Source organism: Synechococcus sp. CS-1328 (assembly GCF_025128095.1).
Taxonomy (GTDB): domain Bacteria; phylum Cyanobacteriota; class Cyanobacteriia; order PCC-6307; family Cyanobiaceae; genus CBW1002.
Map to the genome: position 1 here is coordinate 15,469 of NZ_JAHLYT010000071.1, position 24,428 is coordinate 39,896.

Below are 24,428 nucleotides of genomic sequence, written 5' to 3' on the forward strand. Positions count from 1 at the left end.
TTGGGCCGTGACAAGGCGCCTGGAGAGGCAGGCCTCAGGCCGGGAACCGTTCGCTGAGCTGGCTGCACACGGCGGACGCCGCCGCCACCGAGAGATCGCTGATCGACACCTTGCGGGGATTGGCGAGGAAGCGCACCAGATCGCCCGGCCCCCAGGCGATCGGTACCCCCACCGAGCCGAGGGCCTGGGCCAGTTCCACCTGGTGATCGTCCACGTGTTCGCGGTAGCGCTGGCTGCGCGGCACCAGGATGAAGGGGGTCTCGAGGGTGTCGAGCAGCAGCACGGTGCCCTCCCCGCAGTGGGCCACCACCAGCCGCGCCTGACGGATCAGATCCTCGAAGTCCTGCTCCTTGAGGAAGCGATACACCTTCGCCCCGGCCGGCAGAACGGTGCAGGTGCCGTATTGCACCACCACCTCCTCGCCCACCAGATCTTCCGTGAGCAGATGGTCCAGCCAGTGCATCAATCGCTCGAAGGGGAACTTCTCGGTTCCCACGGTCACCAGAATCATGCGGATGCTCCTTCGATCGATGCGGCATCCGCGGGGGTGATCAGCACGGCCCGGGGGTAGCGGGCCTGCAGCTGAGGCCAGTGCACATAAAGCACATCGAGAAAGGGCAGCACCAGCCGCGCTGAGAGGCTCAGGGTTTCGATGCGGGTGATCGATTCCACGAACACGGTCTGATGGCCGAGCAGCTTGCCCAGAATCAGGAAGGGCACCGCCACGCCGGCGCCGGTGGAGAGGATCAGATCGGGCCGCTGCTGCCGCAGCACCGTCCAGGCCAGCAGGGCATTGCGCAGCAGGTTGGGCAGGTTGCGGTTGGTGGGGCTGTGGGCCCAGCTCACCTGTTCCCCGTCCAGGGCCTGACGGGTGGTGGCGGTATCGAAACTCACCCAGGTGCGCTGGTGGCGGCGCCAGAACGGCTCCAGCTGGAACAGCCCCTTGAAATGACCGCCGGAGGAGCAGACGAGCAGCAACTGCATGGTTCAGGCCCCCCGCGATTCAGAGCTGCTGGCGCGGTGCCGGCTGGACTGCAGAGCGATCTTCAGACGCTGCATCAGTCCTGTGATCCGCATCATTGAGGTCTCCAGAAGCCTATAGAGCGCCTTTGGCAGCAGGGCTCCCAGGTAACCAGCTGCCAAGGTGATCAGGGTGCGCAGCGGTTCCTCCCGCAGCAGAGCCGGATAGGTGCGCAAGGCCCGGTGGCAGAGCCGCACCCCGAGGCGAGGCTGGCCCTCGCGGATCGATCGGCGGGCCAGATAGCGGAGCTGGTAAGCCCGGGCCCGATGGCCGTAGCGCTGGATCAGGTCGGGGGCGTAGCCGGCTGTCTTGTCGAGTACCCGCTGCCAGCTGGCGAACTGCTTCTCGATGTTGGCCGAGAGACCGCCGCTGCTGATCCGGTAAAGGGTGAGCGCCTCAGCGAGACCTTCGATCGTCCATTGCGTCTGAAGAGAGATCCGCAGCCAGCATTCGATGTCTTCCGACTGGCGGAAGCTGTCGTCGAACCAGTAGCTCTCCGGCGTGCCATAGAGGTTGGCCTCAAAGCGAATCCCATCCAGCACCTCACGGCGCATCACCACGCAGGAACCATTGCTGATCGGATTGCGGCAGAGAATCAACTCGGGGGTGATGTGCTGCAGCGGCGGCGTCTGGTAGATGCCGAGGGGCTGGCCCTGGTCGTCGATGAAGGCGGAACGGGAATAGCTCACCCCCACCGCCGGATTGGCCTGCAGGTGCTGCACATGCCGCTCGATCTTCTCGGGAAGCCAGAGATCGTCGCTGTCGAGAAAGGCCAGGATGGCCCCGGTGGAGTGGCGGATGCCGGTGTTGCGTGCCCCCGCCAGACCGCGATTCTTCTGCGGCACGATCTGGATGCGGCGATCGCCGGTGCTGCGGCAGATGGCCACCCCGTCGTCGGTGGAGCCGTCGTCCACCACCAGGATCTCGAGCTTGGTGTAGGTCTGGGCCAGCACCGATTCCAGGCTGGCGGCTACGGTGCGGGCCGAGTTGTAGAGCGGCATCACCACAGACACGAGTGGCTGGGCTTCCGTCTGGAGGGGTGGGTCGGATCGGGGCACGACGGCGCTGGTGGAAAAAGGACAGGTGCATAAACGCGATGGTCAGGGCCGCGAAACCGGGCCGGCGCGGCTGGATCGTCTGCCCAGCCGCAGCCAACGCTGCAGGCTCGCAAGGATCAGGCGCGCTAACACGGCCACTGCCGTGAGTCCGGTGCGGCGGGGCTGGCGGATCAGCAGGGTCCAGTCAGATCGGAACGCACGGATCATGAAATCGGCCCCCAGCGCTGGATCCCCCTGCAGCCGCAGGGAGCGACGGGCCAGATAGCGGAGATGGACGGCCTGGGCCGCCGCGAAGTGGCGCGCCACCACTTGGGGCGCATAGCCGCGGGCTTCGGTGATCAGGCGAAGCCAGCCCTGTTCCATCCGCTCCAGGCTGGCGGAGAGGCCACCGGCTGAGGTGCGGTAGTAGGTGAGCACCCGATCGATCGGTTCGATCCGCCAGCCCCCTTTGCAGGACACCCGCAGCAGCCACTCGAGATCCTCGGAGTAGCTCATGTCCGGCACGAATCCGCCCACCGTCTCGAACACCTCCCGCCGCAGCACCCAGTTCGAGGTGGTGGTGGTGGGGTTTTCGCAGAGGAAATCAGCCGGGCTGAGGAGACAACTCGGGTGGGAGGCGATCTTGCCGGTGGGCTGCCCTTCCGGGCTGAGAAATTCCACCCGGGCAAAGCTCACCCCCAGGTCGGCATCGCTCTGGTGGCGCTCCACATGGCAGCGCAGCTTGTCTGGGTGCCAGAGGTCGTCGGCGTCGAGGAAGGCGATCAGGGGCGCCTGGCTGGCGGCCACCCCCCGGTTGCGGGCGATCGAAACACCGGCGTTGGCCTGGCGCAGCAGGCGGATCCTGGGATCGCTGCGGGCCCTCTCGGCCACGAGGGCGGCGCTGGCGTCTGTGGAGCCGTCGTCAACGGCGATCAGTTCCCAGTTGGTGAGCGTTTGCTGCTGAACCGTGCCGAGGGTTGCCTCCAGATGGGTTGCCGCGTTGAAGACAGGCACCACGACAGAGATGTCAGGACATTTTGTTTCCCGCCTTGGTGTCGTCACGGCTGTTGGGTCCGATCTGAGTGCTTGTCCTGAATTCGAATGGTTTGTATTGCCACAGATGCTCAGGAAAACCTATGCAGGAGGCGCTTCAAGCGGCCGCAGAGTGTGATTCGAACCATGCGGAAGCGCTTACGGTAATAATTGAACTGGTTCAGCTTTGGGGGCACCCCTTCCTGGTAGGAATGAAGCCCTTTCGACGGAAAGATCCTGCTCTTCCAGTCCCCTGAGCCGACGTGTTTGAACTGCGCATGCCCCAGAATCGACTTCAGTTTGGCCTTGATTTGATCGGGTGTTCGATAGGAGTAGTGCCGATTAAAGATTCTTTCTGAGCAAACTTTTGTCAATCCATTTGGCCACTGAGGGGCAACATCTTCCTCCCATGCCAAATCACGTTGATTACGAAAGAAGCGGTATTCCCTCCAGTTGATTGAATAAAATCTGCGCCTCTCGGTGATTGGCGTGTTCTGGACCTCTTTCTCGATGTCCCAGTTCTTATAATCAGAATCCGTGTAGTAGAACTGCAGCTGCCATGCGGTCACGAAGTCTGCATGTTCGTTGTTTGCCTTTGCGAGCACGGGCCGTGGGTCCCCCACCACGAATTCATCTGCATCCAGCCGCAGCCACCAATCCTGATCCGATAGTTCCCGGTGGTGTTTGTTGTATATGATTGAGCGCATTCCATCTCGGAATACCTCTGTGATCTGCCCTTCAATCACGATTTGCTCGTGACGTGAGGCCAGATCATTCACGATTTCCCAGGTGCCGTCTGTGCTCCCGTTATCGAGAATGAAGATCCTGTCGCAGAATTGCAGAGCATGCTTCAAGCAGTCTGCGATGACATCTGCTTCATTCTTGATCAGACAGATTGCGTAGATTGTCACGGGCACTGGTGGGGCAGTGTGGAGAGAAGTAAATGGGTGATCCGTGAAGGCAAATGGTGCTCAGGTCAAAGGGGATTCCGGCAGTTCCATGATCTCATAATTCAGAGAACTGGACTCTGGATCCTGGGAGTTTTTCACTGCCGGGCTCTGGTGCGCCAGAGACGGGATGCTGCTGTCGATGCTGATCTTCGGCTTGTCTGGGAGATCCCTGCTTGCGATGGACAGAGGATAAGCGAAGAGCTACCTCCTTGCCTGCCTTTAAACGCCTTGCTGGAGAACTCAGCAAGGGCTTGGTTGGGCGGCAGGGCTCATCAGTGCAGTGGCTTGGAGCCGATGCGGGGCCATAGATCGAAGCATCTCATCCTGGCTCTTTATCCACGACTCCTGATCCAGCTCGTACGCCGCGAATCACAGAGGATTTACTGTGAACAGGAATGATCACAATCAACATATCAGCGTGGACTCCCAATATGTTTCACCCATCTACCGCAAGGAGATCCGTGAGCGCGCTGATACCCAACCAGATTCTGCCTGGTCATATTCTGCGTGTAGCATTAATCAGCCGACCAAAGGCTAATCCCAATGCCAGAACTCCAGATTGGAAGGCAAGGAATCAGAAGGGAGGGGTGAAACCTCTAGGCATCCTGTTTCATCTTGATCAAGTCTTAAGTCGAACGCATCATTCGCCGAAGCTTCCCTTGGATCATTTCGAAAGTGGGGATAGAACGCACAAACTTCTGATAAGCAGCTGCTACCCCCAAGAGTTTGGCAGGACGCTGGCCAGCGAATGTGGTTCGATCCAAGATCTCAAACCATTGATCTTTGAAGTTGGCGTCATAGTCAGCATGCCAGGGCTTCACTTTACCCAAGAAATGGATAATTCCATCTGAGAAGCTAGGATCGGCTTTGCCCTTGGAAGTGTTCCACTTCGGATCGAGAGTTAGCCAGTCATCGGCTAACACCATATTCAGCGCATCCTGATCCATTTGGTCAAGCAAATCATGCTGTTCTTCGGCCACCCTCAAAGCCTTGGCCTGGATCTCGCGCTGTCGCCAGGCATCAAGATCAAGCACAATAACTCCTGAGTTAAAGTAGCGAAGAGGATTCTCTAATTTAAGTTTATCCCGCAGACGCTGTTGCTGATCTGGCGTGCCAATACCACCGTCAATCACGCAGGCACTGGATTTTCCCTGCAGATCAAGATCTTGCAGGCTGTTTAAATCTGAACAAACTATCAAGTCCGTATCCAAGTAGATACAGCGTGATATGCCATCTAAATATTCTGGAATGAAAAACCGAGCATAGGGAGACTTGCTCTTGACGAGCAGAGTGGTTCGAAAACCGCTTAACTGCTCGAGATCAAAATCAAAGAACTTAACTATACCGAGATTCGTTGTCTGCCAGGAGCTGGTGAGTTGCTGTTTGTCCTCTAAGGACAAATCCACGCTGATAACGTAGACATTTAGAGTTGTGCTGCAGGTTTCCAGCGCGGAGCGAACGGTGACTGCTGCCCCCCATACATAGTTGGCTGTCGCCACGATAACTATATTAACCATTGAGCTTCTGATGGCCATGCTGCCTCAGCTTAGCTAAGCGCGCTGATTCAGGCTCGTCACCAAGGCCGATTGGTGGAAAATGCTTACTCATCCTTCAGGAACCCACTTGTGTCTATTCCCACGCCGCCCGTGTCATGGACTGCGAGGGCGGTGTGTGGAGTGGCAACACTCCTCGGCTCGAGTGAGCCTGTCATAACAAGCCAACAGGATTCCGAGAATGGATGTGTTCCTGTTCAGAGCCAGGTGGGAATCTCTCGGAGATCAGCATGATTCCGCCCTCTTGTAATCACCATTATGCTCCATGGTGCCTTCGTTCTATCCGCCAATGAACCAGCAAGATCGCCTGATCCTTGGAGGAAATCCAAAGACTTTGATGTGTCACATCGCCCAACTAGATGTTGCGATTACAGAGAGTGGAAGACTGTGTTTCATGGATTCTTGAGCAGTCTTGTCTCTCTTTCCATTCTTGCTTTACTTGGTTTGTCGGCTGACTGTCGTTGAAACAGAGTCCTAATGGAAAGCCGATCTTTTCAAGGATCATTGCATCAGTTGCTTCAGGCTGAGGCTGTTGCCTCCGTGAGCGTCTTTTTGAGTAGATTCTTGGCCATCAGCACATAGATTGGCTGAAGCGTGAGATGGGCTGCGACGACAGCGACTGCAACTCCCAGTATGCCCCAGCGCGTCCCAATCATGATGGCTATGGTTAACGCAACAGTGAAGGCAATATTCCAATTGAGATCAACTTGTGGCAATCCTACTGCCCGGTAAAGCATCGATGCAGCATTGGCAAAGGGCCGCGATAAAGCGGACATGCAAATCAGGATCAGGATTGGAATGGCTCCAGCGTCGACCCATTTATGCCCAAAGACAATAGGAACGTAGAATGGTGCCAAGCTGCACTGAAGCACAACCAGTGGCACCATGACTTTCGCAATTATGATGAGATTCTTGTTGAATCTCTGATTTAGCTGCGCGGGAATGCTCCGCACATCGCAGAAGTCTGAATAGAGCGAAACAGAAAGAGCGCTGATCACGCTAACGCTAAGACCAAGGCCAGCGTTGAATGCAAAATAGTACACTCCAAGTGCCTGTAGACTGATCATTCGACCAACCAAGAGATAGTCCACGCTCTCGCGAAATGTATTCATCAATTCAACCCCAAGGATGCGACTCCCAAAGCTGATGACATGAGACCAGCGCTTCAGAGTGAACTGTCGTGCCGGTCGCCATGGTTCAAATCGCAGCATCATGGCTACCCAGACTGGGGCTACCAGAAGTTTGGGTAGCACAATGGCCCACATTCCCCATCCCAGCAGAGCAAGAGTGCCGGTTAGGAGGTTATCTGTGACCACTGAGACGAGGTTGGTCAGGCTGAAGAACTTGAGCCTGTTCTCACGACGCACTATTGCTGTTTGCACCATTGCAAACGGGTAGATCAGATAGCTGAAGCTCACCAATATGATCGGCAGGATCAGGCTTGAATCGTTGTAAACTTTGCTGATTGCAAATGAGGCAGCAATCTGGATCAAGCACAGGCTGAGCCCGATGACCCAATTCAGGCTCCATGCTGTCTGGCACACCTCACTGAGTTCTTCGTCATCGGCCTGGACAATCTTATCTCCAATACCATTGCGAGTAAAGACACGAACGAACTCGCTGGTCATCAATACAATGGCCGCTAATCCATAGTCGCTGGGAGTTAAGAGCCTTGCCAGTAAGACTGTCGCCAGGAGTCGGGAGACACGGATTCCCAATTCGCCAACACCCATCCATCCGATGTTGCGGATGAAGCGATCTTTGGGAATGAGGCTCTTTAGTAATCCCATCAATATTCTCCACTCCGACAAGTGAATTGTTGTCGTGGCACGTCGTCATCATGAGGTGCCCACGTGAACCCACCTGAATGTCTACGGGCTTTGGTTCGGAACGTGAAGGGCATGGCACCAGCTGCCATTGCGCCTTCTACTGACTTCATTTTCACCACTCCCCAAGACAAGGCATGGATTCCTAGTGGGTCAGTCTCTTGCTTACCCTGTTCGATGGGAGGCGTTGTCGAAATGCAATCGTCGTCAAGAGGCATGTGAGCACTTGCCATGGTGAGGTTCAGAGATACCTCAGAGGGTCGAACATGGCTGCTCGTGAGTCGGAGTAATCGCCGCATTCTGCCGCTATTCTGCATGGAAAAATCGGCCAGCTCTCTGCTCCTGTATGTTGATGATTTGCCTAAGCTAAACATGGAATGATGCAGTGGTACATGCGCCATTGCGGTCGGGCCTCCACTGGCTTCTACAGTTGAATTCTGAGTCTTGTGGCTTGGTGAACAGCATGAAGATTGCTTCATCAGTAATTCAAATCTTTCTATATCGTGAAATTGTTCTCTGTTGAGGGGATCTTCAAGGTGATTCTTGGCTTGTTGCTTAGACGCTAATCTCTCTTGGCTCATATCTTGGTGCCTCCTGACACAGAGATGCCGGCTTCCCCATCCACACGACTTTCCCACCCATCGGCACTCCTCCCACGTGTGGAAGGTAAGCTGCTTTACCCAGAGGAGGCCCCTGCCCTGACTCCGTTCAGGAGGCTGAGCTGGACTCATGCGAGACGCCCTGCGATCGCATTGGCCAGCTGCTTGCCAGGCAGCTGATCCAGGCACCACCGGAAGTCGCTGTTGACCTGCTCGCGGATGGTGCTGTGATCGAAGCTGCGTCCAGAAGAGGCCAGGATTGTTGGCATTTCCGTTGCAGGATTGAACTGGCTTAAATCGCATCCTGGAAGCTCAAGCCGATGACAGAGGTCACGTCCCTTGTTGGAATAATGAAGGTGAAAGGGTACGCGGCCAGCTGCCAGGGATAGGACAGCCGTATGGAATCGAACGGCGATCACGAGATCCACTAAGGAGAACAGGGCCATGGCGAGTTGCCAACTTGGCACACTCTGATCGTCCAGAAATGGATCAAAAATCTCCGTCCCTGGCGCTCCGCGCTGGATTGCCTGAGCAACATCAAGATCGTTGTCTGCTCCATAGGCACGAGACTGGATAAGGATCAGTGGTTGGTATCCTTGCTCCTGCAACTTTAGGCTAAGTTGCGTCATCCTCTCGATGAACTGAGCATTGTCGTGGCTATACATGCTATCGAAGCCACGTACAGAAAAAACAGCTGTTTTGGCTGGATCTATGGCTTTTTGGCTGAGTATTTTCTTTGCAGTCTCTTTGGCTGATGCCGAGCCTTCCAGAACAAAAGCAATGTCATAGGAAAGGCGGGCATCAACGCCGGCTTTGCGCAACTTTTGATAGCTCTCTAAATCCCGTACGCAGACAGCGGCTAGATTGAGCAGACATTGGCGAAGTAGGAAAAAGCTGAGCCCGTGGCAGGAGCGTGGTATGGACTGTCCGAAAAGGATTGTATGCAGTGGCTTCCTACGCAGTTCAGCCAGATTCAGCAAGAATGCTTTGGTAACCAACCATTCCCTGGAGTTGTTGAAGATATCACCCCCCACACTGATGTAGGCGGCACAGTCACGGGGGCGTTGATCTAGAAAGTTGATCCCCAGGCTTGGATCAGGAACCTTGTCTTGCACGCAGGCCACCAGCTCAACCTGTGGCAACAGCTTGCGAAAAGCGCTATAGATAGCAGCATCGCCTAAGTTCAGAGTGCTGTAGGCGTTGATCAGACCGATTTGCACGATAGATCTTCATCAATGATGGGTGTTCAGTGAGCAGACCATTCTCCTTCAATACTAGCCTGCCATGATTCCGACTCCTTTGCGATGCGAATTGTCGAGAGTTTTGTATAGATAAACAAAAGCTAGAGGGTTGCCTTGCTGGGAGGCCTGCTCAGGACCCTGCAGGCGATGAGATTCATGATGGTGCTGACTGATCACTTGCCATTCTCGCGCAGTGATCAAGCCCCTGGCTTGCCGAGATCAGATGCGCTAAGATTCTTTGAGAATTCCCATCAAGGAAACCCTTCTAAGTCGACACACATGTCGAAAACCCTGGTCTGGCTTGTAGGAGTTCTCTGCATTTTTTGCATTGCAGGAGAATCTTTGGCTCTACCGATCTCGCCAGGGGATCGGGTTAAAATCACAATCCCGGAAGGAGAAGAGTTCAGCGGAATCTTTGAAATTAATCTCAACGGAGAGCTGGAGCTTCCCTATGCCAAGGGAATCTATGCTGTCGGCCTTGAGCCTCAACAGCTGCAGCAGCGCGTCTATGAGAGCCTCGTGCAACAAGGATTTTTCCAACCAGCTTTTCTGAGAGTCAGCCTGAGTGTGGTTCAGTGGGCACCTGTGCCTGTTTTTGTCACTGGATCCACATTTCAGCCTGGTCGCGTTCTGATTAATGAATGGAGCCCCGCCGAGCAATCCCAAACTCCTGTCCCTCTCTCTGGACAGGCTCCGCTGAATCGCATGCTGACCACGGCTCTTCGACGTGCGGGTGGCATCACTCCTACCGCCGATGTGACAGCCGTGGAATTGAAGCGAGGTTCGCGCAAGCAACGGATTGACCTGACTGGAGCCTTCACGGGTGAACCATTTGATGATATTCCACTCATTGCTGGTGATCAAGTGATTGTTCCCGACACTGGTGTCGTGAACCCGATGATTGTTCGACCGTCCGTTGTGACTCCCAATGAGATTCATATCAATATTTCAAACCTCACGGTTCCTGCGGCCGGCAACTCTGTTGCTGCAATTGGCAATGATGCTCAGAAGTTTCCTTATGGGGCTCGTTTCTCCCATGCGGTTGTCTCGGCGAACTGTGCTGGTGGAACGATGGTTACCAACGCTCGACGCCGAGCTGTTTTGGTGAGAACGGAAACAACCACTGGCAAGACAACTGTTTTCGAGCGGGGTATAGAGCAGGTACTTCGTGATTCTACGGACAGCAAGAATAACCCTTATCTCATGGCCGATGATGGAGTTGCTTGTTATGATTCCGGCGTGACAAACTTTCAGGCTGTTCTTGGTATTATCACTCAATTCCTGACCCCTGCTGCACTGATCTATGACCGCATCCTGCCATAAGTCTAGTGAAGAATCCAGCTCAGTTCATTCGTCAATTTAAGCCGCGAGTTCCGGCGGTGCCGGAGCCTCTGCGCAAGGCAGCTCGCCTGTTTACGGAGCAGTTTCGAAATATTCCCGGTCTCAAGGTTCCCAGTCCCAAGGGCTGGTGGCAAGGGCTGAGTCGTACCGATAAGCTTCGCTGGAGCCGCTATCTCTTTGTCAGCACATGCACGAACGGCCTGATATGGAGCTCCAGTATTCTCTATCTCTTGCTTACAAAGCCTGTTTATACCAGCTCTTGGGCTTTGATTTTACCTGGAAGTGAAAATGCTGTGAAGCTAAGCTTGCCTGAAATTGGGCAAGCCACAGCATCCAGTGAATCCCTTGGCTTGGCGACTTTTGATCCACGTGCGAACTATGAATATATTTTCGTAAGTGAGCAGGTCTTGGCTCGAGCTGCCAAGATCGCCAAGATTCCTAAGGAGAAGTTTGCTGAGCCCCGCATTAAGAATATTGATAACACCACGCTGATGCAGATTGATGTCACCGGCCCCTCTCCTGAGGATGCACGGAAACGTGCGTACGCCTTGTATGAGGCCTTGGTGGAGCGCCTCAGTGAGTTACGGGCGAGTGAGATTGATCAGCGGCAAGTTCCAACACAAAAGATTCTGCTTGAAACTCAACGCAAGCTTGAAGATGCCCAGAAAAAAGTATCGGAATACAAGCGTCAGTCTGGTCTTACGTCTATAGAACAGGTGGAATCTCTATCGGCTAACATTGAACAACTTCGCAAGCAAAGGGCTGAACTTGCGGCTCAGCAAGCCCAGGCCGAGAGCCGCTTGCAGAAATTGAGCAGCAACCTGGGGCTCTCTCCATCTGAGGCTGCCGATGCCTTCAAGCTACAGGTGGATCAGATTTTTCAGCAGACGTTAAAAGACTATAGTGAAGCTACTGCTATCCTGAAAGTACAACTTTCTAAGTTTGGTCGTAATAACCCCCGCATTCTCAAAGAGATCAAGCGCCAGGATGCTGCCAAGAAAGCAATGGACCAGCGTGCCATCGTTTTGCTGGGTCGCCCTGCATCTGCCAGAACCCTCATCCGCTTGGCATTGGCAGGGACCACTTCGGGACGTGATTCCCTTTTCCAGAACTTGGTGAATTACCAGTCAGACGCTTCAGGTGCTGCATCTCAGGTTCGCAAACTCGACCAGCAGATTAATTCCTTGGAAGGGCGATTGAGGTGGATGACGCAGAGGCAATCTACCCTGGAAAACCTGAAACGAAATGAACAGATCGCAGAAGCAGTCTTCGCTTCCACGCTAGCCAAACTCGATCTTGGCCAAGCTAATATCTTTGCGGCTTTTCCACTGGTTCAGATTGCTGTGGAGCCAAGCCTCCCGGAGAAGGCTACTTCGCCAAAGAAAACACTGGTTTTAGCCGGTTCAGCTTTCGGCTCCATCCTGACCACCGCAGGACTTTGGATCCTATGGATTCGTAAGCCCTGGATCAAGAGAGTTTCGAAATGGATCTCTACTTAGCGAGGAGGCTGTCTTGGGATTAAAAACAATTCTTTCAAAGGTCTTTCAGTCTGAAGACGATCTTCAGCCCCAGAACTGGCCTGAGCGCCTGGTTTGGTGGTCCATCATCTGTACATTCCCGATCTGGATCATCGGTGGCCTGTATGTCGTCGGGTCCGTTCTCTGCTGGCTCCTCCTTGTTTGCTTGTTGATCAAGATCCTCGCTCGCATGGATCACCCAGAGGAGAACGAGGAGATTTCGATTTCTCCAGTGATCTGGCTTTGGATCATCGGGATGATAATTATGCAGGTTGCCCTGATTGCAGGGCACGTAAATTTCAATCTGGGAACTGGCGCGATCATCAAATCTACGATTGGTTGGGCCAAGGGCTGGGCGGCTCTTGCCCTTTATCCCCTGGCCGGAGCGCTGCCGATCCGGAGCAGCATCCCTACGCGAGCAATCTGCATCGTGGGGTTCCACACCCTCCTCATCATGCCGGTGCTTTTGATTACTCCCAATCTCCATCTGCCCGAGGTGCTTTATGTTTCTCCTTTGAGAGCTGTAGGAGGTCCTGGCAATGAGTTCTTTGACGTGCCCCTTTATGAGATTGATGGCAGTACTGGTGATCTCCGTTGGAGGCTATTTGCTCCATGGGGTCCGGCGCTTGGGTTCGTTGGAAATGTGAACTTTACTATATGCCTGCTGGAAAAGGATCGAAAATGGAAAATCCTCGGCATCATTGGTTCCATTCTGATGGCTTTCGTCTGCAAGTCGCGTCTTGCCCAGCTCGCCATCATTCTGATTCCCTCCGCTACTTTTATTATTGGCAGGCTTCGCCAGCCATTCATGCTCATTTCTTTGGGTGTTGTTTCCTATCTCGGGGGAATCTTTGCTACTTCCATTCTCACTGCGATCAGTGATTACTGGGAAGGTTTCAAGGGTGCCAGGGCTGGCTCCACCCGGGTTCGTTTCGCGTTGAAACGAATCGCCTTCCACCGCTGGGAGACAGAAGCGCCGATCTGGGGGCATGGAGTTGTGGAGGGAGGCCCGCACCTTGTGGAGTACATGGCAATCGGCTCGCATCACACCTGGGCTGGAGTTCTGTTCGTGAAAGGAATCGTGGGCTTTGTTGCTCTGGCTGTTCCCATGCTGGCTACGGCTCTTGATCTTTTTCGTCGAGCGGCCAGTCCTCGCTACCAACTTGGCTCGGCCGGACTGGGAATGATCATTATTTTATTTATGTATACATTTGGTGAGAACCTCGAGATTCTGGTGTACCTGTATTGGCCGGGAATGCTTATCATGGGTATGGCGCTCCAGGAGAAGCCCATGCCACGAGCTACGATTGTCTCCTGATGCTGGTTTCCTGCTCTGTGCAGAATCTGCCCAGGCACCTATCCGGTTCTGCATTGTTGCGTCCGGGAGGAGGGAATGGCTCCGCTGCCTTGGCTCTGCATTCCACCTCGGGTTTGGCCTTTCCTTTCGGTGTCCCTCCTGAAGCGCGATGGATCCCCGCCCTGTTGCTTCCTTTGATCTGTTCGTCTGAACACACCCTGCGATCGGTCGAAGGGCCTGGTTCTCTCTGCCTCTGCGATGCTGGCTGGGGACCATGACCTCTGGAGCAGGCCTTCCACGGATAGAGCGTCTTGAGCACTGGCGCGATGCGTCCATTCCCGATCTGATCCGGCAGGGAATGGATCCCTCCCACATCGCTGAGGTGGTCCTTCAGCAACTGGTTGCTCTCCTGCCTGAGGTTCTGTTTGCTGTGCTCACGGCCAAGCCAGCGGGCGGATGGGAGCTTCTGTCGAGCCTGCCCCGAAACGATGCTCCCCTACCACTGGGCAGTCTCGACCTCGGAGCCGTTCTGGATCTTCAGCCCCCGGAGACGTGTCTCCCTCTGACCCTTGCGCAGTTACCAGCGGATCAGCAGGGGGTCTGGCTGGCGGTAGGGATCACCGATGCTCTGCTCGCGCCGATCCGGCATCACGATGGCATCTGGGGCGCGTTGCTCGCAGGCAGGAAACAGCTCCATTCCTCTCCCTGGTCGGCTCTGGAGCGCTCCCTGATCCAGGAACGGGCCTCCCTTCTTTCGCTTGCGGTAGAGCACCACGCGCTGATCTGCCATGACCGGGATGCCATCGATGCCCTGCAGCAACGCAATGCCGAGCTGACTGACGCTCGGCAGACGGCGGAGCTGGCCAGCCAGGCGAAGGATGCCTTTCTGGCGGCAATGAGCCATGAGATCCGCACGCCGATGAACGGCATCATCGGCATGACTGACCTGCTGCTCTGCAGTTGCCTGGATGAGGAGCAGCTTGATTCCGTGCAGACGATTCGCAGCAGTGGCCAGGCTCTGTTGACGATCATCAACGATATTCTCTGTTTCTCCAAGATTGAATCCGGCAAGCTGGATCTTGAGCACCGCATCTTTGAGCTGCGCTCCTGCATTGAAGACGTGCTGGATCTTCTGGCCGATGAGGCTGCTCGCAAGCACAACACTCTCACCTATTGCCTGGATTCTGGTGTTCCCTCCCACATCCTTGGCGATGCGGTGCGCTTGCGTCAGATCCTCACCAACCTGGTGAGTAATGCCGTGAAGTTCACACAGCGAGGTGATGTGCGCGTTCAGGTGTCGGTGCTGGCCCTCCCCGACAAACTTCAGCTCCCCTTCCGTTCCCGCGTGCGGCTGCGGTTCTTGATCGTGGACACGGGAATTGGTATTGCCGTTGAACAGTTGCCCATGCTGTTCCAGCCGTTCGTGCAGGCCGATGCATCGATGACCCGCCGCTTCGGCGGTACCGGCCTCGGACTGGTGATCTGCAAGCGCCTGTGCGAGTGCATGGGTGGTGACATCACGGTGAGCAGTACCCCCGGCGAGGGCTCCAGCTTCTGCTTCACGATCGAAGCCGAGGTGGATGAGTCGGCCTGTCAGGCAGCAGCCTGGGAAACCACCTTGCCTGCGGGCACCCGTGGGTTGCTGGTCTCTACCAATCGCAGTCAGCTACTGGCCCTTGAGGATCAACTGGGCAGCCTCGGTGTGGAGACTCTGGTGGCTCGCTCCCTCATCGAGATTGCCGAACCCCTGGCGTCTGGTGCTCCGTTTCGGTTTGTGGTTCTGGACGACGCACTGGATCTCTCCGAAGCCGCTCCCACCACGCTGATGGCGCAGTTCCGTCAGCTCAGGGGTGCTGAGTCGTTGCCGCTGATCCTGCTCACATCCCGTCGCAGCGGCCTGGGGGAGCTGCGCTCGCTGGTCGATCCGCATACCTTCCTGCTGCCCAAGCCCTGCCGCTTCTATCAACTGGCCAACATGCTGCGCCAGCTGCTGGCGACAGCCGTGACGCTCCACCCCTCCAGTGCTTGGCCGCCAGGGTTGGCGGATCCGCTGCCTGGACCGCCAGCTCCGGCCTCGGTCGAGCGGCTGGCCGATCGACGGCCCCTGCGCCTTCTGCTGGTGGACGACATCCTTGTCAACCAGAAACTGGTTGCCAGGATGCTGACCCATCTCGGCTACGAGGCTGCGATCGTCAACAATGGGCAGGAAGCCCTTGAGGCTGTGGACCGGGACCCCTACGACGTGGTGCTGATGGATGTGCAGATGCCGGTACTGGATGGACTGGAGGCCAGTCGTCGCATTCGCGGTAGCTCCAGCCTCTCCTTTCAGCCCTGGATCATCGCCATGACGGCCCATGCCCGCGAGGAGGATCGCCAGGCCTGTCTGGAGGCAGGCATGAATGATTACATCAGCAAGCCGATGACCCTCGACGGGCTCAAGACTGTTCTGGAGCGCTATCAACCGATGACCACACCGTCTTCCTCCTGCCTCGATGCAGCCACCTGGCAGCAGCTGCTCGATCTCACGGGCGACAGCCCCGCGGAACTGGTCGATATGTTCCTGGAGGACAGCTTGCAGATTCTTGGCCGGCTGACGGCCGCATCCAGTCAGCAGAATGCCGCGGCGCTGTCTGAGGCGTGTCACGCCCTGCGTTCTCCGAGCGCGACGCTCGGCGCGGTGGTCCTGGCTCAGTTCTGCCGTGATATTGAGGAGCGGGCGCGCGATGGTGACACTGCAGCGGCTTTCGCCCTGGTGCCGGCCCTGCTGGAGGAAGCGGGGAAGGTGATGGCTGAACTGCGTGCGATCCGTACGGCGTGCGATCCATGAGGCTGATGATTCCTCAGATTCGGCTTGAATTATGACGCAGGATTCTGACGTTCCACTCCGGATTCTGTTGATCGATGATGATCGTCTGATCCTTCGGGTGATGGAGAAGGTTCTGAATTCGGCGGGTTATACGGTGTTCACCAGCCCGAGTGGCGCTGATGGACTTGAGCAGGTTGCTCGGAATCAACCCCAGATTGTGATCTGCGACTGGCAGATGCAACCGATGGACGGTCTTGAGATCTGCCACCGGATTAAGTCGACGCCTGGCTCGCAGGACACCTTCTTCTGCCTGCTCACCTCCCGATCCAGCCTGGAAGACCGGGTGACCGGACTCGATGCCGGGGCCGATGATTTTCTCTCCAAGCCGGTGGCGCCCGATGAGCTGCTGGCCCGTGTGCGTTCGGCTGTTCGGCTGGTGCGGGCCAACGAGCGACAACGCCTCCTGCTGGAGCGACTGCAGCGGCAGACCGATCACCTCAATGCCGAACTGGCCCAGGCGGCTGCCTATGTGAATTCCCTGCTTCCCGGCATCCTCGCTGGCTCTCCCCGGATTCAATCGCTCTATCTGCCCTCCACCCAGTTGGGTGGCGACTGCTATGACTATTACTGGCTCGATGCCGATCATCTGCTCCTGTATCTGCTTGATGTGAGCGGCCATGGGCTGTCGGCGGCCCTGACCTCGATCTCAGTCCACAATCTGCTGCGCTCCACGGCCATCTCTCGCTCCACCCTTCTGGATCCAGCGTTGTTGCTCACCACGCTGAATGGCATGTTCCAGATGGAGAAGCAGAACTCCCAGTACTTCACCATGTGGTGCGGGATCTACCACGCTCCTTCACGCCAGCTCACCTATGCCAGTGGCGGTCATCCCCCCGCGCTTTGCTTCTCGCCCGCCGCGGATCGATCACTCACGGTGTCGCGCCTGACAACCGGGGGAATGGCAATTGGACTGTTTGAGGATGCCGATTACTCCGCCAGTGTGTTCGAAGTCCCTGCCCACAGCAGTCTGTTGCTCTATAGCGATGGTGTTTACGAACTGCCCTGCAACGATGGCAGCGTCTGGACCCTGGATGGCTTCGTTGGTCTGGCGTCGCAGTTGCAGAAGGAGCATCCCGATTCGATCGAAGTGTTGATCGCTGCCCTGCGAGGCATCGCCAGCAAGGGTCAGTTCAACGACGATTGTTCGATCGTGCAGGCTGCCTTTGCGTGATTCTGCTACGTGGCGGCGTCCAGGGAGTCTTCGCACTCCTGACGTGATTCGAAAATCCGGAACACCTTGTCGGTGCCGGTGAGCTGCAGCACCATCAGGAGCTGGGTGCAGAGCCCGCTGAGGAAGAGATCACGTTGCTGCTGCCGAGCCAGTTTCAGCGCCACCACAAGATGGCCGAAGCCACTGCTGTCCATGAAGGTGAGCGCGCTGCAATCAACCAGCAAGGGCTGGCTGGTGGTCTCGAGGGCCGTGCGGATCTGCTCCTGAAGCATTTCGCCGAACTCGCCATTGAGGATGCCGGTGGGGGAGAGAACTTGCACAGGGCTCATGGGGACGATCGGCGAAGGCGGGATGGATGTGTGCAGGAGCGTAGGGGGGATCCCGGTGAACGACGGCATCAGCGCCAGCGCTCGACACGGCTGGAAGGCCGGCCGTTCAACTTGATGCGGTTGCGGCCGGTCTGTTTGGCCAGCGTCAGGGAGGCTTCCGCCCGGGAGAAGAGATCGGCGAAGCCGGTGTCTGTGTCGGCGATGGACGTGAAGCCTCCGCTTGCCGTCACGAAGATGGGCAAGCCGCTGGCGTGAAAGTTGTTGGAGGCGATGCACTCGCGGATGCGCTCAGCCAGCTGCGCCGCCCCCTGTGCTCCCGTTTCCATCATCAGCACGCCAAAGCTGTCACCCCCGAGCTGGCTGAGCAGATCCTGGTCGCGCAGTTCCTCCCGAATCAGCTGGGCCACGGTGGCGATCACGCTGTCGCCGCTGGCGCGGCCCCACTGTTCATTCAGCAGTGCCATGTGGTCGAGGTCCAGCAGCAGCAGGGACAGTGGGCGACAGAACCGCCTGGCCCGCTCGTATTCGTGTTGACCCGCATCGAAGAATCCCTGCCGGCCCAGTACAGCGCGCGGTCCCTGCTGGTGAGTGCCGGAGGCGGGATCCACCTGGCGTGCCATCACTCTGGCCAGAGACTGGAGACTGCTCTGAACTGGAGCGGAACCAGCGACGGCTGGCTCGGCCACCGGCTCTGGCGGTGCTGCTTCCGGTTCCTGGCTCAGTAGCACCAGGGACCGATCCCAGAGCTCGTTGAAGTTGTGGTCAGCCGCAGTGATCGTCGCCATTGTGGCTGCCACGGTTGGGGTAACGGCTGTTGACACCAGACCACGCAGCCGTTCTCCCACGGGCCCGGCTTCGTTGGCGTCGGTTTCGATCAGCAGCACGCAGAACTGGTCGGCCGCTGGCGACGCCACCCGATCGTGGTCGCGCAGTTCCTGCTGAAGACTGGCGACCACCTGCCGGCGCAGGGCCTCCTGCAGTAGTGGTTGGCTGAGGCTCAGCTGCAGCAACGACAACGGGCGTTGGAAGCGGCGGGAGCGCTCGAATTCGTTGCTGCCGGTTCTGAGGAACTGGAAGAGCTGCCGCTCATGTTCCGGCAGGGTCTCCACCTGACGGCGGTGCTGTTCGAGCTGCTCCATCACCATCTGGGCCAGATTGCGCAGCAGGGTGCGTTCGGCGGCCTTGAACTGGCGTGGTTTGCGATCGATCACACACAGGGTGCCGAGGTTGTGACCGTCAGCGGTGGTGAGAAGGGCTCCGGCATAGAAGCGGATCGAGGGGTCATCCCGGACGAGTGGGTTATCACGAAAGCGCTCATCGAGGCTGGCGTCTTCCACCACCAGTCCGTCTGCTTCACAGATGGCATGGGCGCAGAAGGCCACCTGGCGGTCCGTCTGCCGCGCCTCCAGTCCGGTGCGCGACAGAAACCACTGGCGATCCTCATCCACCAGCGAGATCACGGCGATCGGAACGCCGAACAGCTGGCTGGTGAGCTGGGTGATCTGATCGAAGGCCTCACTGGGAGGCTGGTCGAGGATCTGATAGTGCCGCAGGGCCTGCAGGCGGCCGGTTTCATCGGGCGGGATCGGAATCGGCCTGTCGGCACCCGCGTCTGGTGAAGGGTCGGCGGTTGTGGAGCTGCCGTGATTCACCGTGATCGCACTTTGGCAGGGACTGCTTCCGTGGCCTCGACAGGCCTGCCCATGAATATTAGGCGGCCCTCCAGCGGACCCAGCCACAGGCTCACGGCCAGCCAGTGGATCAGCACCGGTGGCCACAGGGATCCGGTGGTGGCGAAGGCCACCAGGCAGACCACGGCCAGCCCCAGGCACTGGCTCAGGAAGCGGCCGTCATTGAACACACACCGGGCCGCCGGATACCAGAGGGCCGCCGCCAGGGGGTGATAGAGCACGAACAGGCCGGTGGAGAGAGCTCCCCAGGCCAGTCCCGTGGCAAGGGAGGTGCCGCTGTCGGGCTGGGGCAGCAGGGCCACCCGGAACAGCAGTTCCTCGCCGATCGCCGGCATCGGCAGCAGGGCCAGGCTGGAGGCCAGCCCCGGCAGCAGCCTTGGCCAGCTCCAGTGGCGGGGCAGGAAACCATTCCGCCGTCCGCAGGCCAGCGCCACCGCGCCGTAGCTCACCAGCAGGCCCGCCGTGAGCATCACACCCGCGGGCGTGAGGGGGGTGAGCAGGGCCGAGCCGGTGCGGGCCAGCAGGGTCGCCAGGGGCGGGATCTGGCCCAGCAACAGGGTCGGGGCCAGGGGTTCGAGGCTGGGATCGCCGCCGGCCAACTGGTTGGTGCGCAGCAGCAGCAGCGGTGAGCCATGGCGCAGAAACAGGCTGGCCATGGCGTCGTGGGCACCGCGCGGCAGCAGCGACCGCCAGCTCAGCAGGATGTCGGCCGGCGACTGACCGCGCCGGAACGAGCTGGCCTCGGCCCCGGTGAGGCCAGCTCGACTGATCGCCACCTCCACCCGCTCGGCATTGCCCTGCCAGTCGGAACGGGCCATCCCCAGGGGGGTGAGCAAGCGATCCAGGTCATCGGCCAGCTCCTGCTGCTGGCGGAAGGCTCGGCTGCTGGGGTGGTTGGGGTGGGCCTTCAGCCAGGCGAGCAGGGCCGGATCCGCCTGCACCTGGGTGCGCAGCCGGCGCAGGGCGGCATAGAGCGCCTGGCTGGAGTCCTGCACGCACGAGGTGGCCGGGGTGACGCTGGACAGGCCGGTGCCATCGCCGCTGCGGTAGCGGGCCATCAGCACCTCCGCCTGAAGCCCCAGTTCATCCAGCAGAGACAAACGGGTGCCACCGATGCGCAGCTCGCTGAAGGTGTCCTCGGGGATCAGCACATCGGAGACCGGCCGGCTGCCCAGCCAGCCCCGTTGCAGATCGCCCATGTACGCCGACCAGTCCTGGGTGCCGGCGACGATGCCGTTGGGGTTGTTGGCGTAGATCTGGTGGTAGCGGATCGCCAGACGCGGCTGGCCAGTGAAGGGGTCTTCCACCACGCTGGCCTCACCCAGCGCAAAATGGCCCATGATCGTGGTGCTGCCCCTGGCTTCTCCGCCGGGGCCGCCGATGCCGCCGAACAGGTGGAGCACCAGGGCCCGGCGGCCGATCGTCCAGGGTGTGCCACCTTCTTCTGCCCCAGCTGGGGCTGTTGCCCCGCCCGTGGCCGCCGCCAAACCCATCGCATCAGATGAGCCTTGCAGCAGGACCCGCCCGAGGCTGCCGCGCCGCTCCGGAGTGTGGAGCCAGTTCCCCTCGCGCAGATACCGCAGCCCCGCATTCAGGCCCGGCACCTGTTGATCGGCGCCGGGGAGGATCAGCTGGCGGGGCTCCAGGGCCTGCACGGTGAACAGCCCGGTGGCGTCCGGGGCTCCGTAGAGGTACCAGCCATCCCTACCGGCCGGGCTGCTTGCCAGCCCCCGGGGTGTCGACAGCCAGCGGCCGTTGCGATCCCGGGGTTGCTGGGGCAGGCGCACGGTCTGCTCGGGGCCATCAAAACTGCCGCTGTGGCGGTTGAAATGCTGCACGAGCAGGCGCTCGCCGTTGGGCCCGCTCTGCTTCACGATCCACACCAGCGCCACCCAGCGACCGGTGACCTGCAACGGTGGCCGGCCGATGGTCAGGGTTGGCGGTGCCCCTGGCTCCACCTCCACCTGCTCCAGGCGCACCTGTAGATCGTCGTTGGGCCGCGCCCCCGCCAGGCTCTGCAGCGGACCGACCCGGCGGCGCCCATCCAGCCGGCGCGGCACCACATTGCCGGCGGCCTCGGCCTGATCGGCAGCTGCGCCCAGGTGAATGTCGGTGCGGACGGCCTCCACCAGAGCCCGCAGCCGGGGAGTGTCCCGCCAGGTCAGACGCAGGGTCTGGCCCTGCAGCTGGCGGTAGGCGGCGGGGGCCTGTTCCAGCTGGATCCAGACCCAGTCGTGGTCGGGCCCATGGCTGGCGGGGCCACGGCTGTCGGCGCCATCGCTGGCCTGCGGCAGGATCAGGCGACCGATCCAGTCGCCATTGGATCGGTACAGCTCCGGATCCGGCCGTTGATCCAGCGGGTGGAAGGCCGGCTGGTTGAACGGTGCCTTCTGGGCCAGGTCGTAGCTGGACACACCGCTCGGTGGTTGCGATCCATCTGGGGAAGGCCCGTCGCCGGCCCAGCTCGCCAGGCCGATGCACAGTGCTCCGGTTAGCAGAAGCCCGAGGATCCGATGGATCGTTGCTCGGTAGGGCCTGGTAGGGATCGGATCTGGCGTCAGGAGGGCTCCTCGAGACGTTGGCCTTCGGTGAGACGTTGGCCTTCCGTGGAAAAGCGATACCAGATCAAGTCGTTGATGCGGCCCAGTGGCTCGGCGGTCTGGCCGCCGCGCTCCACCATCAGCAGATCCGGCCGACCGGCCAGCACCTCCAGGCCCTCGCCCAGGGCGAACTGGCTTGAGCCCTTGAACAACCCGCGGTAGAGGCTGTTGCCCTTGCTGTCTTTCACTTCAAGCCAGGTGGGTTCGCGGCTGCTCAGCCGCAGGCTGGTCCTGGAGGCCCTGGCTTGATCCGCCGCCTGGGATCCGCTGCCTGCGGCCGGCACCGCATCGCCACCACGCAAGCCAGCGCCGCCCCAGCGCTGCCAGGCCAGGCCCGCCCCCACCAGGGCCACCAGCAGCACCGCCAGGGGCAGAAGCCGCCCGATCCATGGGGAGGCATCAACTGGCGTGGTGGGGCTGGACTGGATGGGTGAGCTTGGAGAATTGGGTGGCGAGCTTGGCGTGGCAGGCCCGGTTTGGACCTGGACCTGCGGCGCGGGGCTGCTGGCGGGGCTGACCGGGTGCTGGGGCATCACGGTTGAGGCGCTGGCGGATCCAGCCGGGCGGTGAGTCCCAGGCCGGATGTCGAGCAGCGGCTCAATCACGGCGTTGGCATCCAGTCCGAGGCGCTTGGCGATGCGCCGGGCCTGGGCAATCACGTACACCATTTCGGGAAGATGGGCACGGTCGCCCTGTTCCAGGGCCTCCACCTGTTCGGCTCGCATGTACAGCTCTTCGGCCAGCGCCGCGGTGGTCAGTCCCCGCGCTTCGCGCCCCTGCCTTAACTGCTGACCCATCGTCCGCAGGATCTTCTCCGGATCGGGTGGGGTGTCATGGCCGCCCAGGAAGGCGGAGGCAGCAGTGGCCTCAGAGTCGCGCGGGTTCTGGGTCACGATTAACGGGGAGTGCCGTTGTAGTCCACCTGGCGAATCTCACTGCCGTCGGGCGAGATTAGGATCGTGGTCTGAACGGTGGCGGGCTTGTTCATGGTTTGCCAGCCGGGACCGCCGCCCAGAAATTCGAACAGATAGCCCTGATCCGTGCTGCGGATCAGGCAGTCGCCCCCGCCGATCTGGTGCATGCAGGCGGCCGTGTTGTAGCGACTGAGCCCGCCATTGATCCGTTCGGCCTCCATTCGGGCCAGGTTGGCGGCACGAACTCGGCTGGCGTCCATCTGCTGGGCGAATCCAGTCGATGCGCAGACCATCAGCAGCGTGGTGGCTGCGGTGGCTGCGACAAGCGGAAAGTTCCTGATCGAGAACGAAGGCAGGCCCATGACGAAGAAGAGCGGTTGCCCGCGTTCTAGTTCCGTGATCCAGCGACGTCAGTCGGAAAGACTTCCAGCAAGACCTCCGGCAAGACCTCAGCGGTCGACGCGACCTCAGTAGAGGCGGCTGAGCACAAACTCGGGCAGCGCCAGCAGGGCGGTGCTGGCTTCTGAGGCCGGCAGCCACTGAAGCGCTTCATGGGCTTCGCGGCTGAACTGCTCGGCCAGGGCGCGGGAGCGGGGAATGGCCTCGCAGCCCCTGACCAGGGCCAGGGCCTGGTCCAGATCGCCCGGCTCACAGAATTCACGCTCAATCAGGCCTGCGAGGGCCGGCCTCTCCTCGAGGGCGTAGAGCACGGGAGCGGTGAGGTAGCCGGCGGCCAGGTCACTGGCGGCGGGTTTACCGAGCTGCTGGTCGCTGCCGGTGAAATCGAGGATGTCGTCCACCACCTGGAAGGCCAGCCCCAGCTGGCGACCGAAGCGGTACAGGTCTTCAAGGCGTGGCTGGGGCAGCTCGGCCAGCACCCCGGCGGCGCGGGCACTGTTGGCAATCAGTGAGGCGGTCTTGCAGTAGCTCTTCTCGAGGTAGGTCTCGAAGCTCTGGCCGGTGTCGTAGCGGAACAGCCCCTGACGCACCTCCCCGTCCGCCAGGTCCATGATCACCCGGCTGAGCAGCTTCACCACCTCGAGGTCGTCGAGGTTGGCCAGGTGCCAGCTGGCCTGGGCGAAGAGGAAATCGCCCGCCAGCACTGCCACCCGATAGTTGAAGCGGCTGTGCACGGTGGCTACGCCGCGGCGAGTGGCGGCTTCATCCACCACGTCGTCGTGCACCAGCGAGGCCGTGTGGATCATCTCGGTGATCTCGGCCAATCGCCGATGGCGGGAGCCGAGCGCCCCCTCCGGATCGATGGCACGCGAGAGCAGCAGCACGATGCCGGGCCGCAGGCGCTTGCCGCCGGCGGCGAACAGGTGCTCAGCGGCAGCCTGCAGGATCGGATGACCGGCTCCGATCAGGCTGCGCAGATCGGCAAGCAAGGCGTCGAGATCGGCCTCGACCGGCTGAAGAAGTTCTGCAACCGTGGCCACGACA

19 protein-coding genes are annotated in these 24,428 nt (G+C 59.4%); 5 read left to right on the forward strand and 14 right to left on the reverse strand.

Annotation, left to right across the window (positions count from 1 at the left end; all coding sequences use genetic code 11):
- Window positions 1-34: 34 nt before the first annotated feature.
- The 8 genes from KQ310_RS13510 to KQ310_RS13545 all read right to left on the reverse strand — a co-directional run bounded on the left by KQ310_RS13510 (window position 35) and on the right by KQ310_RS13545 (window position 9,238).
- Complete coding sequence (locus KQ310_RS13510; RefSeq protein WP_259722255.1) at window positions 35-511, reverse strand: glycosyltransferase; 477 nt, start codon at window positions 509-511, stop codon at window positions 35-37.
- Complete coding sequence (locus KQ310_RS13515) at window positions 508-984, reverse strand: UDP-N-acetylglucosamine transferase subunit ALG14 (protein ID WP_259722256.1); 477 nt, start codon at window positions 982-984, stop codon at window positions 508-510. Before KQ310_RS13515 ends, KQ310_RS13510 begins: the two co-directional genes overlap by 4 nt.
- Window positions 985-987: 3 nt before the next feature.
- Window positions 988-2,079, reverse strand: a complete 1,092-nt coding sequence (locus tag KQ310_RS13520; RefSeq protein ID WP_259722257.1) for a glycosyltransferase family 2 protein — start codon at window positions 2,077-2,079, stop codon at window positions 988-990.
- A 42-nt stretch (window positions 2,080-2,121) separates the two neighbouring features.
- The gene (locus tag KQ310_RS13525; RefSeq protein ID WP_259722258.1) at window positions 2,122-3,120 is read right to left on the reverse strand and encodes a glycosyltransferase family A protein; all 999 of its coding nucleotides are present in this window, start codon (window positions 3,118-3,120) and stop codon (window positions 2,122-2,124) included.
- Window positions 3,121-3,182: 62 nt separating this feature from the next.
- Window positions 3,183-4,001, reverse strand: a complete 819-nt coding sequence (locus KQ310_RS13530) for a glycosyltransferase family 2 protein (protein ID WP_259722259.1) — start codon at window positions 3,999-4,001, stop codon at window positions 3,183-3,185.
- A gap of 665 nt (window positions 4,002-4,666) precedes the next feature.
- Window positions 4,667-5,575, reverse strand: a complete 909-nt coding sequence (locus KQ310_RS13535) for a glycosyltransferase family 8 protein (protein ID WP_259722260.1) — start codon at window positions 5,573-5,575, stop codon at window positions 4,667-4,669.
- A 536-nt stretch (window positions 5,576-6,111) separates the two neighbouring features.
- Window positions 6,112-7,383 (reverse strand): lipopolysaccharide biosynthesis protein, encoded by a 1,272-nt coding sequence (locus tag KQ310_RS13540; RefSeq protein WP_259722261.1) that lies wholly within the window; start codon window positions 7,381-7,383, stop codon window positions 6,112-6,114.
- Window positions 7,384-8,146: 763 nt separating this feature from the next.
- The gene (locus KQ310_RS13545; protein WP_259722262.1) at window positions 8,147-9,238 is read right to left on the reverse strand and encodes a polysaccharide pyruvyl transferase family protein; all 1,092 of its coding nucleotides are present in this window, start codon (window positions 9,236-9,238) and stop codon (window positions 8,147-8,149) included.
- Window positions 9,239-9,538: 300 nt separating this feature from the next.
- Here KQ310_RS13545 and KQ310_RS13550 point away from each other — a divergent pair, with 300 nt between their 5' ends.
- The 5 genes from KQ310_RS13550 to KQ310_RS13570 all read left to right on the forward strand — a co-directional run bounded on the left by KQ310_RS13550 (window position 9,539) and on the right by KQ310_RS13570 (window position 17,451).
- On the forward strand, window positions 9,539-10,582 hold the full coding sequence (locus KQ310_RS13550) for a polysaccharide biosynthesis/export family protein (RefSeq protein ID WP_259722263.1): 1,044 nt from the start codon (window positions 9,539-9,541) through the stop codon (window positions 10,580-10,582).
- A gap of 56 nt (window positions 10,583-10,638) precedes the next feature.
- On the forward strand, window positions 10,639-12,099 hold the full coding sequence (locus KQ310_RS13555) for a hypothetical protein (RefSeq protein ID WP_259722264.1): 1,461 nt from the start codon (window positions 10,639-10,641) through the stop codon (window positions 12,097-12,099).
- A 13-nt stretch (window positions 12,100-12,112) separates the two neighbouring features.
- Window positions 12,113-13,435, forward strand: coding sequence for an O-antigen ligase domain-containing protein (locus KQ310_RS13560; RefSeq protein WP_259722265.1), 1,323 nt, complete (start codon window positions 12,113-12,115; stop codon window positions 13,433-13,435).
- Between the two features lie 253 nt (window positions 13,436-13,688).
- Window positions 13,689-16,241, forward strand: coding sequence for an ATP-binding protein (locus tag KQ310_RS13565; RefSeq protein WP_259722266.1), 2,553 nt, complete (start codon window positions 13,689-13,691; stop codon window positions 16,239-16,241).
- A gap of 31 nt (window positions 16,242-16,272) precedes the next feature.
- On the forward strand, window positions 16,273-17,451 hold the full coding sequence (locus KQ310_RS13570) for a SpoIIE family protein phosphatase (protein WP_259722267.1): 1,179 nt from the start codon (window positions 16,273-16,275) through the stop codon (window positions 17,449-17,451).
- Between the two features lie 5 nt (window positions 17,452-17,456).
- Here the strand turns inward: KQ310_RS13570 and KQ310_RS13575 are convergent, their stop codons facing one another.
- From KQ310_RS13575 to sds, 6 genes are all read right to left on the reverse strand, one after another.
- Window positions 17,457-17,780, reverse strand: coding sequence for an STAS domain-containing protein (locus KQ310_RS13575; RefSeq protein WP_259722268.1), 324 nt, complete (start codon window positions 17,778-17,780; stop codon window positions 17,457-17,459).
- A gap of 68 nt (window positions 17,781-17,848) precedes the next feature.
- The gene (locus tag KQ310_RS13580) at window positions 17,849-19,432 is read right to left on the reverse strand and encodes a diguanylate cyclase (protein WP_259722269.1); all 1,584 of its coding nucleotides are present in this window, start codon (window positions 19,430-19,432) and stop codon (window positions 17,849-17,851) included.
- Window positions 19,429-21,885, reverse strand: a complete 2,457-nt coding sequence (locus tag KQ310_RS13585; protein ID WP_259722270.1) for a type II CAAX prenyl endopeptidase Rce1 family protein — start codon at window positions 21,883-21,885, stop codon at window positions 19,429-19,431. Before KQ310_RS13585 ends, KQ310_RS13580 begins: the two co-directional genes overlap by 4 nt.
- A gap of 143 nt (window positions 21,886-22,028) precedes the next feature.
- Window positions 22,029-22,964, reverse strand: a complete 936-nt coding sequence (locus KQ310_RS13590) for a helix-turn-helix domain-containing protein (protein ID WP_259722271.1) — start codon at window positions 22,962-22,964, stop codon at window positions 22,029-22,031.
- 2 nt (window positions 22,965-22,966) lie between these two features.
- Entirely contained in the window at window positions 22,967-23,347 is a 381-nt protein-coding gene (locus KQ310_RS13595; protein WP_259722272.1) for a hypothetical protein, read from the reverse strand.
- A gap of 105 nt (window positions 23,348-23,452) precedes the next feature.
- Window positions 23,453-24,424, reverse strand: coding sequence for a solanesyl diphosphate synthase (sds, locus tag KQ310_RS13600; protein ID WP_259722273.1), 972 nt, complete (start codon window positions 24,422-24,424; stop codon window positions 23,453-23,455).
- Window positions 24,425-24,428: the final 4 nt, after the last annotated feature.